The sequence below is a fragment of the Paenibacillus psychroresistens genome (genome assembly GCF_009728935.1).
Taxonomy (GTDB): Bacteria; Bacillota; Bacilli; order Paenibacillales; family NBRC-103111; genus Paenibacillus_AC; species Paenibacillus_AC psychroresistens.
The window spans coordinates 3,371,980-3,391,009 of record NZ_CP034235.1; the positions used below are offsets into that span (position 1 = coordinate 3,371,980).

Genomic DNA, 19,030 nt, shown 5'->3' on the forward strand with positions numbered 1-19,030 from the left:
TGAAAATGCGAATAAAAATCATAGGATTCGATGAAAATTCGTGGGGGTTTTAAGGAATGGGGAACAGATTGAATAGGATTGTATTACTGGGGATGTTGATTGCATTTCATGTTTTATTAAATACAACTCCCGCTAGAGCGGCAGAAAGTTTAACGAATCAAGAAACACCAAGCAAGAGCAACGAAGAGCGGAAGGGGGAAATTGACAGGTACATCCAGAATCAATTGCAAAGAAATCAGATTCCAGGACTTGCCGTTGCTCTGGTTATGGATGGAGCGATTAGTTACACAAAGGGTTATGGATTTTCTGACAAAGCGACCCAGAGTAAGGTTACTTCGAAGACCTTATTTGAATTGGGTTCTGTGAGCAAAGCCTATACGGCACTTGCAGTTCTTAAACTTCAAGAAGAAGGGAAAATAAAGCTTGATGATCCCATTACCCAATACATTCCTTCGTTTCATCCAACTTACAATAACAAACGAGCTACAATAACGATCGATCAATTACTCCATCATACGAGTGGGATTCCGTTTACTACGATCGGTGACTTTTACCCTTCTTCCACAGACAATGCTTTAGAGAATACGGTGGATATCTGGTCTGAAATGTCACTGGAATCTACGCCTGGCAGTATATATGAGTACTCAACCACGAATTACACAGTTCTTGGCTTAATGATTCAGTATGTTTCTGGTGTGACATATGAGCAGTACATCCAAGATCACATATTAATGCCGCTCGGATTAAAAAATACATATGTCGGTAAAGAAAATGCGATGCAAGCACTTATGGCAACAGGATATAAATTGGGATTTCTTAAACCACATAAATTTGATGCTCCTGTATTCCGTGCAAACTCTCCAGGAGGTTATATCATCTCCAGTGCAGATGATATGGTTATTTGGATGGAATATCAGCTTGGAATTCTGGCTTCCAAAGCCATTAAAACAGAATTATTTACGGAAACCCATCAAAATGGTTCACCTGTAGCACCTTTTTATGCTCTTGGTTGGTACAAAGATACGATGCGCAATGAGGTTTTCCATGGTGGGGCTAATCCGGCATTTTCCTCCTTCGTCTTGCTGCGGCCCAATGAAAAAACAGGAATAGCGGTTATGGCCAATGTAAGCTCCGAATATACCGAGGTGATAGCACGTGGCTTGGATTCCATACTCAACTCGAAAGAGCCGGTTAATGAACCTCTTGCTGTTAACCCATTACTAGCCGCTATTAAACAGCTGGATGTCTTTTCATATGCTCTAATTGCTGTTGAGATAGGTTTGAGCATTTTCATAGTTATTCTGGTCGTATTAGCCATTCGACAAATTAATTTTAAAAAAAGAGCGCTTATCCCTATTGTACGAAGACTGTTGATACTCTCGGTTTTTGCCGTTTTATGTATAGGATTAATACTTGCTGTTTATTACATTTATCAAAAAGCTACAGTTATGGACTTACCCATAAGTTTCGTGCTTATTTGGGGTCCGACAAGCTTTCCAATGGCGCTTTATTCAAGTCTTCTCTTCTTAATTCTTATGTTTAGCTATGTAATATTGACCTTCCTATATCCCAAATTAAACGACAAGCAATATTTTTCATTGATCTCTTTGAGTGTTCTTGGAGGTTTTGGTAATGCAGCCATTATTTTTTGTCTGATCCAAGCTTTGAATAGCAAAGAGATCTTCAGGAAAGACCTGATGCTTTATTTTTTCTTAAGTATGGTCGTATATGTCATTTGTCAAAGATTCGGCCGAAATAAACTGATTAAGATCACGAACCATGCTGTTTATGAGCGGAGAAAGCAGATCATTCATACAATTGCAGACGCATCTTTCGAAAAATTAGAGAAAATTGAGAAGGGCAAAATTCATACGGTACTAAATAATGATACCGAAGTCATCAGTAACTTTGCAGGAATGTTTATTGGTGTAACGGTTAATATGGTTACCCTGATATTTTGTTTTGTTTACTTGGGATTGGTCAGCTTAAGCGGATTGCTATTGTCGATTGTTGCCATTTTTACTGCTGGTGGTCTTTATTTCTACGTTGGGAAAGAAGCCCGAAAGTTTATGGAGAAGAATAGGGATGTACAAGACACTTTTTTTAAATTTATCGGCGATTTAATTTATGGGATTAAGGAGCTGCAGCTTAACAGGAAAAAACGAGCTCATTTTACCGAAGATATGACTGGCAGTGTCAGGGAATATAGGGATACGAATGTAGCCGGCCAATCCAAATTTACTAGTGTAATCATAATCGGTGAATTATTGTTTGTAATGGTTTTGGGAACCGTAGTATTCCTGTTTCCCCTTCTGTTTAAAGAAATTAGCAAAGCGCATTTAATGGAATATGCATTTGTCTTTCTCTACATGACTGGGCCTGTCAATGGAGTATTGAATGCGATTCCTGCCGTAATTCAGTATCGAATCAGTTGGAAACGTATGAACCTTATTTTGCAAGAAATTGAGAATTTCTCGACAGATATACCAGCGGAGATAGTACAGTTTGGGCGAAGCTTAGCTCTGAGATTGGAAAAGGTAGAGTATCATTACGAAATGGAAGGAGAATCTTCCTTTGCACTCGGGCCTATTTCCTTCGAATGCCACTCAGGAGAGATTGTTTTTATTACTGGTGGAAATGGCAGCGGCAAATCTACCTTAGCTAAGCTGCTCACAGGTTTATATACACCTCAGAGTGGAAAAGTCACCATTAACGGAATAGATGTGCGTCCTGCCCAGCTCAGCCAGTTATACTCTGCCATTTTCAATGATTTTTATTTATTTAAAAAATTGTACGGTTTTCAAGAAAAAGATTATCAAGAGATTGCGGATGAATTATTGCGGGTTTTGGATTTGGATGGAAAGATCTCTATCGAGAATGCAGAATTCAGTACCTTGAATTTATCGACGGGGCAAAGAAAGCGATTGGCTTTATTGATCAGCAGACTTGAGAATAAACCTCTGCTTTTGTTTGACGAATGGGCCGCAGATCAGGATCCGGAGTATCGCAGGTTCTTCTACGAAACCCTTTTACCTGAAATGAAGCAGCAAGGAGCCTGTATTATTGCAATAACCCATGACGATCGCTATTATCATTTAGCAGATAAAGTGATCAAGCTGGAAATGGGCAAAATTGAAAGCATAGTAGAGAATAAGCCAAGTATCGCTGTATGAGTTTTGGTATTCAATCCAGGGAAAGGAAGATGGACTCATGCACAGAATGAAGGTTTTCTGTCTTCCATACGCAGGAGGATCAGCCGCAATTTACAGCCGTTGGAAAAAACCATTGGAAGATATTGCAGACATAATACCTATTGAGTTAGCTGGAAGAGGAAGGCGAATTCAAGAAACGGTATACGATTCCATGATCGATACGGTTGCTGATGCCTATTCCATAATTTCCAAGCAGATAGATGATAAGCCCTATGCACTATTCGGTCATAGCATGGGTGGCGCCATTGCTTATGAGGTTACTCATTCTCTCATGCAAAACGGACATAGGAGCCCGGAGGTTGTTTTTTTCTCAGGAAGATCGGCTCCACATATGAAGAAAGAGCTTGAAAAAAATGTACATTTATATGGAGATAATGAGTTTATTGAGGAAATACTCCAGCTCGGCGGAACCCCCAAACAATTATTCGAGGAAGAGGAGCTTAAGAAGTTATTTATGCCTCTCCTAAGAGCGGACTATAGGATAGTGGAAACGTATCAGTATAAAGAGAAGGCCAATAGGCTAAATAGTAAGGTTTGTGTGTTTTATGGTTTAAAGGATGAAACAACTGTAGGTGGGATGGAAGAATGGAACAAACATACAAAGCTGCCTTGCCGTTTGTTTGGATTTGAAGGTGGACATTTTTTTATTCATGAAGATATGGACAAAGTATTGGGCATAATTCGGGATTGTCTGGAATTTAAGTCCATACATGGAGTCTGAGGGGGAGGCTGACCGAAATGATTGCAGTAGAAAAGCTCGATAAAAGCAATGTGGAGGATCTATTATCTTTAACCTTGACCCAGGAAGGTATTCTTTACCACTATCTAACTGCAAATGAGAAAGATCCTTATTTTGAACAGCTTTGCATTCATCTAACAGGTGATATTCGACCGAATTTAATTAAAGAAGCCTGGGCACGAGTGTCTCGATCAAATGAAATGCTTCGCACTATATTTCGCTGGAAAGGCCTTGAAAAGCCAGTTCAGATTGTATTGAAGCAATACGAGATTCCAATCACAATTCTAGAGCTTGGACTGGTAAATCATGCAGCTGAACGTGATAGCATACGATTAAGTATGCTGGAACAGGATCGAAAAAAAGGACTCGATATATCTAAAGCACCATTTCGAATTACACTCTGTAATTTTGGAGGCAAAAGCTGTGAGCTGCTTATCAGTCATCATCATATATTGTATGACGGCTGGAGTGGTGGCATCCTTATTAAAGAGCTATTGGAGCAATATGAAGGTTTATTGAGCGGGTATAAGGTCCAGATTTCTCCGAAGATGAAATTTAAACCGTTCGTTAAGTGGTCCAGGAGCGGAGATAAACAAAAACAAGCTGAATTCTGGAAAAACTACCTAGTTGGATTTGATACAAGAACAACATTGCCTGTTTTGAGAGAATCGGATGAAACCATTGAAGAGGGAGGAGAATGGAATCTGGTTTTTCCGAAAGAGCTCCAAACAGAGATGCATCGATTTACAATTAGAAATGAAATAACAATCGCCATGTTATTATATACGGCTTGGGGAATTGTTTTACAGAAATATACTCGATCCAATGATGTGGTTTTTGGCACAACAGTCTCTGGCAGACCTCCCGGGTTAGAAGGGATTGATCAGGCAGTAGGTTTGTTCATTCAAACCGTTCCCTTAAGGGTGAAAGGCTCTCCAGATATACATATTTCCAATCTGCTCCAGGATGTGAAGAAAGGGTTAAAAGAAAGGGAGGAATTTGAGCGAACTTCTCTGGTTGATTTGTTTCAGTTCAGTGGTTTCGGTTCTGGTGAAAGCCTTTTTGATACAGTTGTTATAATCGAGAATTATCCTTTGGACGAACGGCTTAAGAAAGCTTCGGGAGGATTGGTTATTGATCAATATGAAGCCTTCGAAAGAACGCATTATGATTTGACTTTAACGGTTCTCATGAAGGAAGCGCTGCAAATAAGGTGGACCTATAACAAGGAATGTTTCGATCTTAATGCCATTCAAAGATTAGGACGACACTTGCATGAAGTAGTCCATGAAATGGTAAGAGCCCCGGATACTGCATTGAAAAATGTCCGTATGCTGGGGCTTGATGAAGCAACGGTCTTATTGAATGAGCAGCTTCAGTTCAAAGCGGAGTATCCGTATAACTTGGGGCTTCATGAATGGTTTGAGCTGCAGGTTGAAAGGTCACCCGAAAATACGGCGATTGAGTTTGGAAACCAGAAGATGTCTTACCGTCTGCTAAATGAGAAATCCAATCAGCTGGCGTGGCTATTAATAAATAAAGGTGTTGTTGAAAATCAAATCGTTGGAGTTATGGTCGAGCGCTCCATTGAGATGATTGTGGGCATTCTTGCCATTGTAAAGGCAGGTGGCGCCTATGTGCCAATCGATCCCAATTACCCTCCTGAAAGAGTTAGCTATCTGCTTCGTCAAGCCGGAATATCCTTACTGCTAAGTCAATCCAAATGGCTGGATATCATTCAGTCAAACAAGCTTGCAGATCTTGAAATTCTGCCATTGGACCAAATACTCCCAGAGCTTAATACTTCTATCGATAATCTCAAATTCCCCTATGATCCTGAACGATTGCTTTATGTGCTGTACACTTCCGGTTCAACAGGACAGCCAAAAGGAGTCATGGTCCATACACACTCCTTTGTCAATTTATTGCAATGGTTTACATCCGAATTCCAACTCGATGAAGCGGACCGGCTGCTGCTCATTGCGCCAACCAGCTTCGATCTTGCTCAGAAAAATCTGTTTAGTCCACTAATCACCGGAGGTACGCTCGTCATTTATAAACCAGGTGTTTATGATTACAAGCTGATGTCAGCCGTAATTGAACAGCAACAGATCACACGTATAAATTGTGCACCGAGTGCGTTCTATCCTTTAATTGATTTTAACTTATCGAGCGGTTTTACCAAATTAAGCAGTATTCGAACGGTTTTCCTCGGAGGCGAACCCATTCAGGTGAATAAACTTATTCCATGGACTAATTCATTGACCTGCCAAGCAGAAATTGCCAATACATATGGTCCAACAGAATGTACGGATATCGCAACCTTTTATCGGATAGCTTCCAAGGATATTAGAACTGGAATGTCTATCCCAATTGGAAAACCAATTGCTAATGCGGAAGCATATGTGTTGGATGACGATGGCAATTTGCTGCCCAGAGGCCTAGTAGGCGAGTTATATATTGGAGGAGTAGGGTTAGCAAAGGGTTATTATGCTGCCGATCATTTAACGGAAGAAAGATTTGTTTTTGGCAATGTGGGCATTCATAAGCAAGAAATGAAGCTGTATCGGACTGGTGATCTTGTACGATGGGGAAAGGACGGGAATCTCGAGTATCTGGGCAGATCAGATCATCAAGCTAAGATAAGGGGGTTTAGAGTTGAGCCCTCCGAGATCGAAAATCAGCTTTTGCAGCATCCTATTGTTCTCGAGGCTGTTGTCTTGGAGAGACTTAATGATCGTGGAGATGCAGCATTGTGTGCTTATATAATAACGAATCAACCAATTGGAGCGGAATCTGTCAAAAACTTTCTGCTTGATCGGTTACCGGGATACATGGTTCCCGAGGATATAGTATTTATGTCATCCTTCCCGCTTTCACCCAATGGAAAGCTGGACAGGAAATCGCTTGCTGAACCAGATGCATCGCGCTATATTGCCTCCTCGGCAGAAATGGATACGGATGTGGCTAACCAGACGGAAATTGAATTAAGTGAAATATGGAAAAAGGTTTTGGCTCATGATCGTTTTGGACTGAATGATCCATTCTTTGAAGTCGGGGGTAATTCCATTTCACTTATGCAGCTGCATGCTTTGGTAGAAAGAGTTTATCCGGACCATATTCAAATAACGGATTTGTTTACTTATGCGACTATTAGTAAGCTTGCCGTATTCATTGATTCAAAGGTGAAATATAGAGATGTGATGCTGCAGGGGCTGGAATTTCCGCTTTTGAACGATCTCGATTCTAACTCAAAACAGCACAAAGGTGCGGCAATTGGGTTTCATATGACAGTGGAACAGAGGGAGTACGTTAAAGCTATTGCAGCTTCACATTCCATAGTTCCTGAGAGCTTTTTTATATCCATATTCGTATTTCTATTATCCGAAATATCGGAAAAGTCGACCATTCCTATGAACTCATTACTAAGAGTATCGGTGGATCAATTGCAACAAGAAGCTCTAAGGCTGCAATCCTATTCGGTAGACCTAACTGGAATTACGAATTTCGAGTCGTTGTATGAGCTAATATCGAGGTTTCAGAAAACTGGAGAGTCTTTGGATTGTGACTTTGTTCAATTTAAAAGGGATGCTTCCAAAGATTTTCGACTCGTTCCGCTTTTTTTTACAAGTGAGGCAGCAAGCATTCTTTTACCGATTAAGCAATGGTTTGATCTGCGTATTGAAATGGGAGCTTCTATAACCGGCTACGATTTTGTTTTTACCTACAATGAAGAGAAATTAAGTCATGCTGCTGTTAGGGATCTGACAAATCGTTACATTCAGTTAATAGAAAGCATACTTTCTTACTCAAAATAAAGATGGGGTGGCGGAATAATGAGTAAATTAGCAGTAGTATTCCCAGGTCAAGGATCACAATATATGGGAATGGGACGTAAATGGTATGAGAATAATCTTACGGCCAAACAATACTTCGAAGAAGCAAGTACCCGATTGGGATTTGATTTGAGAAAGCTTTGTTTGGAAGGGGATTTGGAGGAACTAACAAAGACGGAAAATACGCAGCCCGCTATTCTCACTGTAAGTATGATCGCATTTCGCTTGCTTTTAGAAGAAACAGGTGCGGTACCATATGTCTTGGCGGGACATAGTCTGGGTGAAATTACAGCCTTAACGGCTGCGGGAGGAATATCCTTCAGTGATGCAGTATATTTGGTTCATCATAGAGGCAAATACATGCAGGAAGCTGTTTTTCCGGGAATGGGAGCTATGTCAGCCATTAATGGACTGATGAAAGATCAAGTGGAAGAAATTTGTTTCAACGTTTCGAGGCAGTGTGGTGTCGTAGTGCCTTCAAATTATAATACTGCAGATCAGATTGTTATTTCGGGAGAACGTGATGCAGTTTCTGAAGCAGAGGTACAGCTTACCCGCATGGGAGCTATTGTTATTCCATTAAAAGTTAGTGCTCCCTTCCATAGTCCACTCATGAGTTCGGCATCTGATCAATTATTCGAGCATTTAAAGAGCATTCACTTTAAGCAATTGCGTTACCCGGTATTATCGAATGCAACAGGAGAGTTGTATAAGAGCGAGCTGGAGATAGCTTCCATGCTGACTAAACAGCTAACCGAACCGGTTCTCTGGACGGAATGTATGAAACGGATGGAAGAGTTTGGGGTGGATGTCGTTATAGAAGCAGGCCCACAGGGAGTATTAACGCATTTTATGAAGAAAAGTATGGCAAAACAAAGTGTTTTCGCTATGGACAAAGAAGAGTTATCGACAATTGTTAAAAGTTTGGAGACTAAACCAAGTTCGAATAAAGCCACAATAATCAAGCCTAAGACAAATCTTGTAACTAAATGTATAGCTATAACCGTATGTACAAGGAATAGAAATTGGGACAATGATGAATATCAGAAAGGAGTCGTGGAGCCGTACAGAAAGGTTCAGAAAATACAAGATGAGCTGGACCGTACTGGGGGAGAACCGACGATAGCTCAGATGAAGGAAGCTTTAGAAATGCTGAGCTCCGTTTTCGAGACAAAGAAGGTTCCACTGGAAGAAAGATTAGAACGTTATCAGCAGGTTTTTAATGAAACGGGAACCCGCGATTTATTTCCGGATTTTGACCCTATCGGCGCGAGTGTGGGAGGGTGATGCAGTTTGTTGGAATTTACTAAGTTCTCCAAGACGCAAATACCGTCTCCGAATAAAATTCAAATTATCGAAGAAAACGCTGAAATCAGCAATGAAAAGGATATTGCTATTATTGGTCTTGCCTTGCAGTTTTCATCAGCCGAGACACCTGAGCAATATTGGAATGGCATATGCAATAAAACGGATTTTGTAACGAAAATGTCTAGTGAACGTTTAAAAGATACAAAAAAGACTTTGGCTATCCTGAATTATTCCGCTGAAGGCATTGAAGATGGGGAGGCCGCTTATTTAAATGAAATAGATAAATTCGATTATGCTTTTTTTCGGATTTCTCCTAGAGAAGCTGCGCTCATGGACCCCAATCAGCGTCTTTTTCTGCAAAATGCTTGGCATGCCGTCGAAAATGCAGGATACGGAAATAAGCAGTTATATGGAAGCAGAACGGGTATCTTTATCGGTCACGGTGCGGAGTCGGAATATAAGCAATTGATTTCTGCTTTAGAGCCTTCTGCATTGGCACAGGCTGTTCCCGGTAATGTAAAACCGATAATTGCCGGAAGGCTTGCTTATATTCTTGACTTACATGGGCCGAATATGCTTGTGGATACGACTTGTTCCTCATCCCTTGTTGCTGTTCATTTAGCTTGCAAAAGCTTGCTTGGCGGTGAATGTGACATGGCTATTGCAGGAGGTGTACAGCTGCATATAGCTCCAGTCCGGCATGCGGAAATTGGGATCGAGGCATCCGATGGGAGAGCCAGAAGCTTCGATGATCATAGTGATGGAACAGGTACAGGAGAAGGACTTGGAACTGTAATTCTCAAGCCGCTTAATGCCGCGATAAGAGACAAGGATCATATTTATGCGGTAATAAAGGGAAGTGCTGTAAACCATGATGGCAATTCGAATGGCATAACGGCACCAAACGCCCGTGCACAAGAGGATGTTATTCTACGTGCTTGGAAGGATGCGGCGATTGATCCGGAAACGATTACTCTGTGGGAAGCGCACGGAACAGGAACCAAGCTAGGAGATCCAATAGAAATCGACGGAATTAGACGTGCATTCAGTAAATACACGGATAAAAAGGGCTTCTGTGCGATTGGATCCGTTAAGAGCAATATCGGCCATCTGGACCATAGCGCGGGGATTGCCGGGTTAATAAAGGGAGTGTTGGCCTTACATCATAAAACCCTTCCGCCAGCTCTACACTTCGGCAAGCCAAACCGTAAGATTAGCTTTGAGGATTCACCAGTCTACATTAACGATCAGGAAATTCCATGGGAGACAGACCAGCTTCCGCGCAGATGCGGCATCAGTTCCTTCGGAATCAGTGGAACGAATTGCCATCTCATTCTGGAGGAAGCTCCCGCGGCAAAGACTGTCAATAGTGCAGCAGCAGCGAGTAAGCATATTCCACGTATTTTTACTCTTTCGGCTAAGAGTCAAAAATCTTTAATCGCATACATCAAATCCTTCATCGATTTTTTGAAAGCAGAAGATCTGGAAAATTCCGAAAGTGCCTTTGCAGATTTGTGTTATTCAATAAATACCGGCAGGGGGCACCTCGCTTTCAGGCTGGCTGTTATTGCTGAAAATCCCATGGAATTAGCAGCTAAATTAAGCGATACTCTCTATAATCTATTGAATGATCCAACCCATAAACTGCAAGCACCGGGTAATGTTTATTACAGTGAACATCGAGTTGTTCCGGAAGATAGGGAAGCTCTTGCTGAAGGAGAATTGACCGAACGCAAAGCCTCTCAATTAGGCAGCAACGCGTTAAAATGGATTCATCTCCTGCATAATGGATCCAACCAGTCGGAGGTTCTGGACCAAATTTGCCAGATATATATGGAAGGAGCCAGTATTGAATGGAATAGCCTTTATATTCACGAACAACGGAATAGAAGGCCTCTGCCTGTGTATCCATTTGAGCGTACCCGATGCTGGATTGAAAAGTCGGATCTTTATTCTGCGGTTCACTTAAGAAATGTCAATCTCAATCCTTTTCCATTGCTTGATTCGTATATTACCTCTACCATCGATTCGGATATTTTTCATACAGAAATGAATGTGCAGAGTAAATGGCTGTTGGACGAACACCGAATTGGAGGGAAGGCTTTTCTGGTAGGAACGGCTTACTTGGAAATAGTGTCTGAAGCTTTAAGAATCAAGCTGGGAATATCTCATATCTTAGATGTATTGGAATTTCAGGATATTGTTTTTCTGACACCGATGATTATGGTTGAAGAAGAAACCCGGGAAATACAGACCATTCTTATAAAAACAGCAACGGCTGAAACGTTACAATTTTTTACTGCAAGTCGATTAAAAGTCAACAAAGAGATACTCCCGATTGAACCAGTTAATGAATGGATTAAACATGTTGAAGGGAAAGTTGTAATAACAAAGGTTAACAAGGACAAAAAAATTAGGGTATCTGATTTATTATCAGACATTGAAGCAACTGTTATCATACCGGATTTCGAAAAATATAATGACAATACTGTCTTTGAATTTGGGCCGCGATGGAGGAATATTAGTGAAATGCACGTAGGTGATCTTGAGATAATAGCCAAGATCGAAATACCGCAAGCTTTTGTAAATGAGGTTTCCAGCTATATGCTGTATCCTCCGCTTCTGGACAATGCCTTGGCTACAATTCCGCTTATTGAAAAAGCACTTGGCTCTGACAGCAATCGTATATTCCTGCCATTCTCTTACAAAGGAATAAGGATTTTTCATCCTTTACCAGGATTATTCTATAGTCATGTGCGATTAAATGGTGAGATTACAGAGAAGTCTGAGCTGCTCAGCTTTGATGTAACTATTATGGCTTCGACAGGCGAAGTAATAGCGGAGATAGATCAGTATTCACTAAAAAAAGTGTCAAATACCTTTTGGGAAAATAAAGAGGCAACTTATTATGGCATAAAGTGGGTTGAGTATCCCCGGATATCAAATTCAAGAAACACTGGACAGGATTACAAGCAGATATGGATTGTTGGTGGAGAGAGTGAGGTTGCTGAAGAATTAAGGTTTCTAATGGAATCAAGCGGGCACTCAATTACTGTTACAAGAATAGATAAGCTGAAGATCAGGGAGACGTACATAGAAATCCCTGCCGAAGTGCAAATCATTGTTTATCTGGGAGAAGAAACGCCACCTAATTCAGACCTTTTTGAAATAAGAGATCAACTATTAAAGGGAACCGAGGCTTTTTTTCAGCTCATTAAAGCTCTCCTAGCATCAGGACTAAATCAGGTGATCCAAATAGCAATCGTATCATCGGAAGTAAATGCGGTTGACGGGCTTGAGAAGATACTTCGCCCGCAGCATGCTGCCACTTTTGGTCTAGGTAAGGTTGTACGAGAGGAATACCCCAATCTTGTATGCAGAGGCATCGATAGGGATAAGGAGACAGCCTTACATGTAATTTCAGCTGAAATCCTTGATCCATCAGAAATGTATAGCGTTGCATTCCGAAAGGGTGTCAGGTATACCGAGCAATTCAGTATTAAAAGTGTCGAAAAGATTAATAGGAAAATAAGGCAAGGTGGAACTTATTTTATTACAGGCGGCTTAAGCGGAATTGGCCTTGAGATCGGTAAAGCCCTTGCAGCTGAACATAAAGTGAATCTTGTGCTAATTGGACGAAGAGCACTTCCCCCCAGAGGAAAATGGTCCCAGATTATAGCAGCAGGAAATGAAATGGAGCTAATAAAACGAATTCAAGGCATCTATGATATAGAGGCAAACGGTTCTCTTGTAGAGATTTATAGCGGGGACGTTGCGGACTACAATCAGCTGGAATTCATTTTTGCTTCTGCCCGGAGTAAATTTGGAAAAATCAACGGTATTATTCATAGTGCTGGAATTGCAGGAAAGGGATTTCTAATCCATAAAAGCTATGAAGAGTTAAATCAGATATGGGCACCTAAAATACTGGGAACCGTTTTTCTGGATCAGCTGTCACTAGCAGATGAGCTTGATTTTTTCATCTGTTTCTCTTCCAATACCACCTTGATGGGAATTCCGGGACAGGGAGATTACACAGCTGGAAACGCATTTCAGGATGCTTATTCGTCTTATCAGCAATTACAAGGAAGGTCGGCTTTGACCATCAATTGGCCGGCATGGAAAGAAACCGGCATGGCATTTGATCAGAATGTGTTGGAGGATACACTTTTCCGATCCTTACGGACAGTAGACGGTATACGCCACTTTTTTCAGCTGTTAGGGCAGGTTACGAATCGTTACATTGTCGGTGAAATTCTCTACGAGGGTTCCATTCATGGGAAAACCATTATGGATGCCCTAATTAAATTAGAACCAGGTATCCTAAATGAAATTGAAAAAAATAGAAGGAATCAAACCAAGCTAACAGCTCTCAGCACTTTAAGGACAAACGGGAAGAGCTCACTAATAGGCAGAAACAGCGAAAACTATTCCGCGCTGGAATATCAAATTGCCGACATCTGGAATGAAATATTGGGGTTAGCAGTCATTCATGCATACGATTCTTTTTTTGAAATTGGCGGAGATTCCATCATGGTCACTAAAATTCACAGACTATTGGATCAGCAGCATCCTGGAGTCATTACTGTAGCGGATTTATTCACCTTCACGACGATATCACAAATTGCTGCGCATATTGAAAAACAAATTAAACATCCGCACAAAGACCAAGAGTCAAATTCAGTGAAGGATAGTATTCAGGCTATCCTCGACCAACTGGTAGTAGGAAATATGGATGTAAATCAAGCATTGGCCAAGTACAATTCGATAGAAATGCACTATATTCCAAAGTAAGAAGGTGAAGTGATTTATGAAGAAAATAATCGAAATTGACTTGTTTTCTTTGATCCAAAAGTTAAATGAAGAGACTCATCAGACCATAACACCTCAAAGAGTTAAGCAGCTATTAATTGAAGTTGCCCGCATCAAAGAACTTCAAAAGTAATAGAAGTAGCTTATTTAAACAATTTAAACGTATGGGATAACAAGAGCTCAATAAGATTGCTGACATTAATTGTTATAGCGGGGGTATTGGATGAGGAAAACACTTAAATTTTTTCCAATAGTGCTTATTATTCTTGGAGCTATTGGTTGTGATTACAATACCGTTAATACAACTGTTAAGGAGGAGACGACATTATCTTATTTAATGGAGTTTGGTTATAGTGCTTATGATTTAACGAAAAAGAAGTCAATAGAAAAGTCCATCGAAAAATTTCAAGATGAGAATCCTACTATAACAATAAAATTAGAAACAGCCAGTTATGATAATTACACTACTGAATTGAATAAAAGAGTAACTGACAACAACCCACCCGATATAATTACTATGTGGGCTCAAGATGTTGCAGATTATAACGAACAGGGTTATCTAACCGACTTGAAAAAGTTTATTAAACTAGATCAATTAAATGATGAAGATTACTTTTACGATAAATTCAACGATTTATTTGTCATAGAAGGAGAGTTATTAGCTATTCCAAATCAATATAATTCAATTGGAGTTTTCTATAACAAAAAGTGGTTTGATAACGCCAATATTGGCTATCCATCGGATGAATGGACTTGGGAAGAATTCATGGAAACAGCAAAAGAGCTAAAAGCCTTTAATCAGAGTGAATATGGGGTTGTATTTCCCTTTGGCTTAGAATTTATTGAACCATTAATTATAAGTCTAGGTGGAAGCATCTTATCTCCTGACTTTTCAAAAGCAAGCGGATATCTCAACAATAAACAATCCTTGAAAGCTTTTAAATGGGTGTATGATTTAATTAAGCTGCAAAAGTTATCTCCTGTTGAGTCTAGTGGGAACTGGAGAACACCACTTCAAATGTTAACTACTAATGAAGTTGGTATGGCAATAGGTTGGTCAGCCTATTCGACTAATAATATTATTCCAGATATAACTTCAGGTATCTCAGATGAAAGGTATAGTTATGTAGCTTTGCCTCATTTTAAGGAAGGAATTCGGGTGACCTCGAGCTCTGCAACTGGTATTGGAATCTCGTCAAAATCAAAAAATGCACAAGCTTCATGGAAATTCCTTAGAAGTATCCTGCTTGATAATAATGAAATGTCACAACAATTAGCAGGTGGCAACTGGATTACACCAAAGACAGCCTATCAGGATGTACTGAAGACGAATCCAAATAAGGTGAATTACGTGAATGAATTAGACTATATAGTTCCAAATGTTAATAACAAAATCAAAGAATGGTATAACATTCATTATCAAATAAACAAAAGTGAGATGACAAACTTTATTAACAGTGATGAATCTAGTCTTCAATTATTTCTGGATGAGTTGGCTTTGAAATTAGATAAAATGCTGGACAATTTGAAAGGAGAGTAAGAGAATTTTTTCCTGAGTAAATCATAGGAGACCATTATCTTTATAAATTATTGTTTATAATATAAACATTAATTCGTTGACATGACTATAAATGAAACGTATTATAAGAGTAAGTGATTGGATTTTAGGGATAATTTAACAAAGGAGCCAATATGGAAAAGATAGCAAAAATTATTTTTGAGAATATTGTCTCTGGACAAATAGAAAGGAATCTTGGGGCAAAGCTGCTCGAAACATTAAAGAATGAAAGCGTATCACTTAACGAGAATGAGGTCCGTTCGAATTCATATGAGAACATGGCCATTGTTGGAATGTCTGCTAAATTACCAAAGGCAAACAGTTTGGATGAGTTTTGGGATAATTTGAGACATGGTGTTGATTGTATATCAGACTTTCCGGAGACTAGGCAAATGGATGTTGAACGGCTCATACAGTATACCTACATGAAGGATAAGGAGATCACGTATAGCGCTGGCGGATACCTGGATGAAATTGATAAATTTGATTATAAATTTTTTAATATTTCTCCAAAAGAAGCAAGCCTGATGGATCCGGTTCAAAGATTGTTTCTGCAAACAGCGTGGAATACCCTTGAAGATGCCGGATATGGAGGGGAAAAGCTGACTGGGAGCAGAACAGGGTTGTATGTAGGTTACAGCGGATGGCCGATGTATGGTCAATTTGTTTCTCATGTTGAGCCTGCTTCATTTGAGATATCAGTCATGGGTAATATTTCGGCGATTATTAGTAAGAGGCTTCCCCAGCTCCTGAATTTCAGAGGGCCCAGTATGCTTATTGACACTGCTTGTTCCTCTTCTCTTGTAGCGCTGCATCTCGCGACTCAAAGCATAAGAACCGGTGAATGTGACCAGGCTCTTGTTGGCGGAATTCGAATCCTTCTTATGCCAGTGGATCGAATTATTTCCTACGGTATTGAATCACAGAAACAGTCCAAGGCCAAAGCTTTTGATGAAAGTGCAGATGGGACCGTTTTAAGCGAAGGTATCGCAGCGATCCTCATTAAACCTTTAAGTAAGGCTATTAAAGAGGGGGATCATATTTACGCAGTTATAAAGGGCAGCGCTATTAATCAAGATGGAAAATCTATTGGCATCACAACGCCTAATGTTGCAGCGCAGGAAGATGTGATTCTACGTGCCTGGAAGGATGCCGAGATCGATCCACAAACCATTTCTTACATTGAAGCCATGGGTACAGCGACAAAAATTGGCGATCCTATAGAAATTGATGCGATTCAAAAAGCATTTCGAAGATATACGGATAAGAAGCAATTTTGCGCAATAGGATCTTTAAAAACCAGTATTGGACATACCGATAGTGCTGCAGGAATCGTTGCGATAATTAAGGCAGCCCTAGCTTTAAAGCACAAAGAAATTCCGCCTATGGTCCATTTTGAAAGGCCTAACCGCAACATCAATTTTGATCAGTCTCCTGTATATATTAACGATAAATTGCAGAAGTGGGTAAGTGAAGATTCGCCGAGAAGGTGTGGGGTGAGTTCATTTGGTTTTAGCGGAACTAACTGCCACGTTGTTTTGGAGGAAGCACCGGAAGCAGCTTTTGTACAGGAGAGAGCTGCAGTTGAGCCTCAAATCTTTACCTTGTCGGCAAAAAGCGAGGGCTCGTTGCTTAGACTAATTGAACGGTATACAGAATTTATAACGAATAATATTGATCTTGACCTAGCGGACGTTTGTTACACGGCTAATACAGGCCGGGGCCATTATCAACATAGACTTGCCATTATTTTTGAAGATAGAAATGATTTTATGCAGAAATTAGATTTGGCAGCCAGAGTGCCTTTTCAACAAATAAATGAGCCAGGAATGGGGATTTTGGACGAAATGTGTAAGTTGTACACTAAAGGTGCAGAAGTAGATTGGGAGAAGTTATACGAAGGTAAGAAGCGGATGAAGGTAAGATTACCTTTATATTGTTTTGAGAATCAGAGGTGTTGGATACAAAATTCTGACTTGAATAATTCTAAGGTAACGAAACCAAAAGATATACTGAAAGAAATTACTTTTAATTTCTAATATTTACCTTTTTTTCTTTTGTTCTAACATTCGAAGGAGGAGTCAGACATGAAAAAAATCATTTCAATGATAACGGTTTTAATATTATTAGTATCCATAATTGGTTGTTCTTCACCTGCAAACAAAGCTGTAGAAACACTAGTACCTGAGGAAACTTTTACACCGATTCTGAAATCAGTTTCACAAGAGTTAACTTTTTTAAATTTTGCACCTTCCAATGAGGATGGTACGAAACTTCGAGCAATTTATGATAAAGCCAAGAAGAAGTTTGAAGAAACACATCCGGATATTACGGTTATTATTAAAGATATTTCATTCAGTCAATATGCGTCGACAGTAGAAGCATTATATAAAAATGGTGGCCCTATGGATGTAATTTTAATTTTGGGAGCTGAATTGCAAGATTATGCTAAAAAGGGGATTTTAACTGATCTTAACGTTTTTACAAAAACTGGAGATATAGATTTGAATGAATTTTTTACAGGGAATCTATTAAGTCTTTCGACTAGTGATGGCAGTATATATGGAATAACCTTAAATCTCGAGCCTTCTGTTATTGGATACAATAAGGAATGGTTTGACAAGGCAAACATCCCCTATCCAAAAGATGACTGGACATGGGAGGAATTTGTTGAAATCGCTATAAAACTTCAGTCTGCAAATAGCGGCGAAGAGCTTGGAAAATATGGAGCAAGCATCCCCTTCATAATGGATCTAATTGAACCTCTTGTATTAAGCAAAGGAGGATCTCTATTGTCACCTGATGGTTTAACAGCAACTGGTTACCTGGACAGTAAGGAGAGCGTAGAAGCATTTAAATGGCTTCATGAAATAATTAAGAATAGAAACGTATCCCCAAAAATGGATAATTTTAATTCTGCAACTACAAGTCTCTTTTCTAATCAAACAGGAATGGCTATGTCATATTATAGTTTTTTTACAAATATGGACTCAAAATTAAAAACAAAGATTGGAATGGCTGGTATTCCTCACTTTAAAGATGGTATTAAAGCAAATATTGGATATGTTAGTAATATCGGGATCTCCACTAAATCAAAGAATCCTAAGCTGGCTTGGGAATTTATCAGGTTGCTTGCAATAGATGATAGTGATATTACAGAAGAATTGTTAACTAAATCTGTAGTTACATCAAGTAAGGTAATTGAAGCTGCAAATGCAATAAAAGATCCTTATTTCTCTGTTATGTATAATCAGTACAATTATGTGAAGAAAAGTGCAAACATGCTCAATAAAGACTGGAATGCATTATTACAGAATTTTATACGGACAGATGTGTTTAGTATGCTTGAATCCGATAACAAAGACCTTCAGACAGAATTAACAGCGCTTGCCAAAAAAGTTGATTTAGCTATTGCTTCAAAAGCAGAGCAAGAATAGAAAAAAACATCCAGACAATTTTATTAATTATGTATCTAATTTGAAATTGAAAGGGATATGAAACTATTATGTTAAACAGAAAGCCGCTTACAAATACCATTATTTGTAATCTTCCAAATGAAATTTGT

Annotated in this window: 9 protein-coding genes; all 9 read left to right on the top strand. The window is 39.6% G+C overall.

The window, feature by feature from the left end; genetic code table 11:
• Positions 1-56 precede the first annotated feature (56 nt).
• Complete coding sequence (locus EHS13_RS15215; RefSeq protein WP_155701154.1) at positions 57-3,173, top strand: cyclic peptide export ABC transporter; 3,117 nt, start codon at positions 57-59, stop codon at positions 3,171-3,173.
• A 37-nt stretch (positions 3,174-3,210) separates the two neighbouring features.
• Positions 3,211-3,933: a thioesterase II family protein gene (locus EHS13_RS15220; RefSeq protein ID WP_155701155.1), complete on the top strand. Its 723-nt coding sequence runs from the start codon at positions 3,211-3,213 to the stop codon at positions 3,931-3,933.
• Between the two features lie 17 nt (positions 3,934-3,950).
• Positions 3,951-7,769 carry a non-ribosomal peptide synthetase gene (locus EHS13_RS15225; RefSeq protein WP_155701156.1) on the top strand — a complete coding sequence of 1,273 codons (3,819 nt, stop codon included), beginning with the start codon at positions 3,951-3,953 and terminating at the stop codon, positions 7,767-7,769.
• Between the two features lie 18 nt (positions 7,770-7,787).
• A complete protein-coding gene (fabD, locus tag EHS13_RS15230; protein WP_155701157.1) occupies positions 7,788-9,074 on the top strand; it encodes an ACP S-malonyltransferase in 1,287 nt (428 codons plus the stop codon).
• A gap of 6 nt (positions 9,075-9,080) precedes the next feature.
• Positions 9,081-13,889, top strand: coding sequence for a type I polyketide synthase (locus EHS13_RS15235; RefSeq protein WP_155701158.1), 4,809 nt, complete (start codon positions 9,081-9,083; stop codon positions 13,887-13,889).
• A gap of 16 nt (positions 13,890-13,905) precedes the next feature.
• Positions 13,906-14,040: a hypothetical protein gene (locus EHS13_RS37190; protein WP_264373587.1), complete on the top strand. Its 135-nt coding sequence runs from the start codon at positions 13,906-13,908 to the stop codon at positions 14,038-14,040.
• Positions 14,041-14,130: 90 nt separating this feature from the next.
• Complete coding sequence (locus tag EHS13_RS15240; RefSeq protein ID WP_155701159.1) at positions 14,131-15,447, top strand: ABC transporter substrate-binding protein; 1,317 nt, start codon at positions 14,131-14,133, stop codon at positions 15,445-15,447.
• Between the two features lie 152 nt (positions 15,448-15,599).
• Positions 15,600-17,504, top strand: a complete 1,905-nt coding sequence (locus tag EHS13_RS15245) for a type I polyketide synthase (RefSeq protein WP_155701160.1) — start codon at positions 15,600-15,602, stop codon at positions 17,502-17,504.
• A gap of 48 nt (positions 17,505-17,552) precedes the next feature.
• Positions 17,553-18,902, top strand: a complete 1,350-nt coding sequence (locus EHS13_RS15250; protein WP_155701161.1) for an ABC transporter substrate-binding protein — start codon at positions 17,553-17,555, stop codon at positions 18,900-18,902.
• The last annotated feature ends 128 nt before the right edge of the window (positions 18,903-19,030 follow it).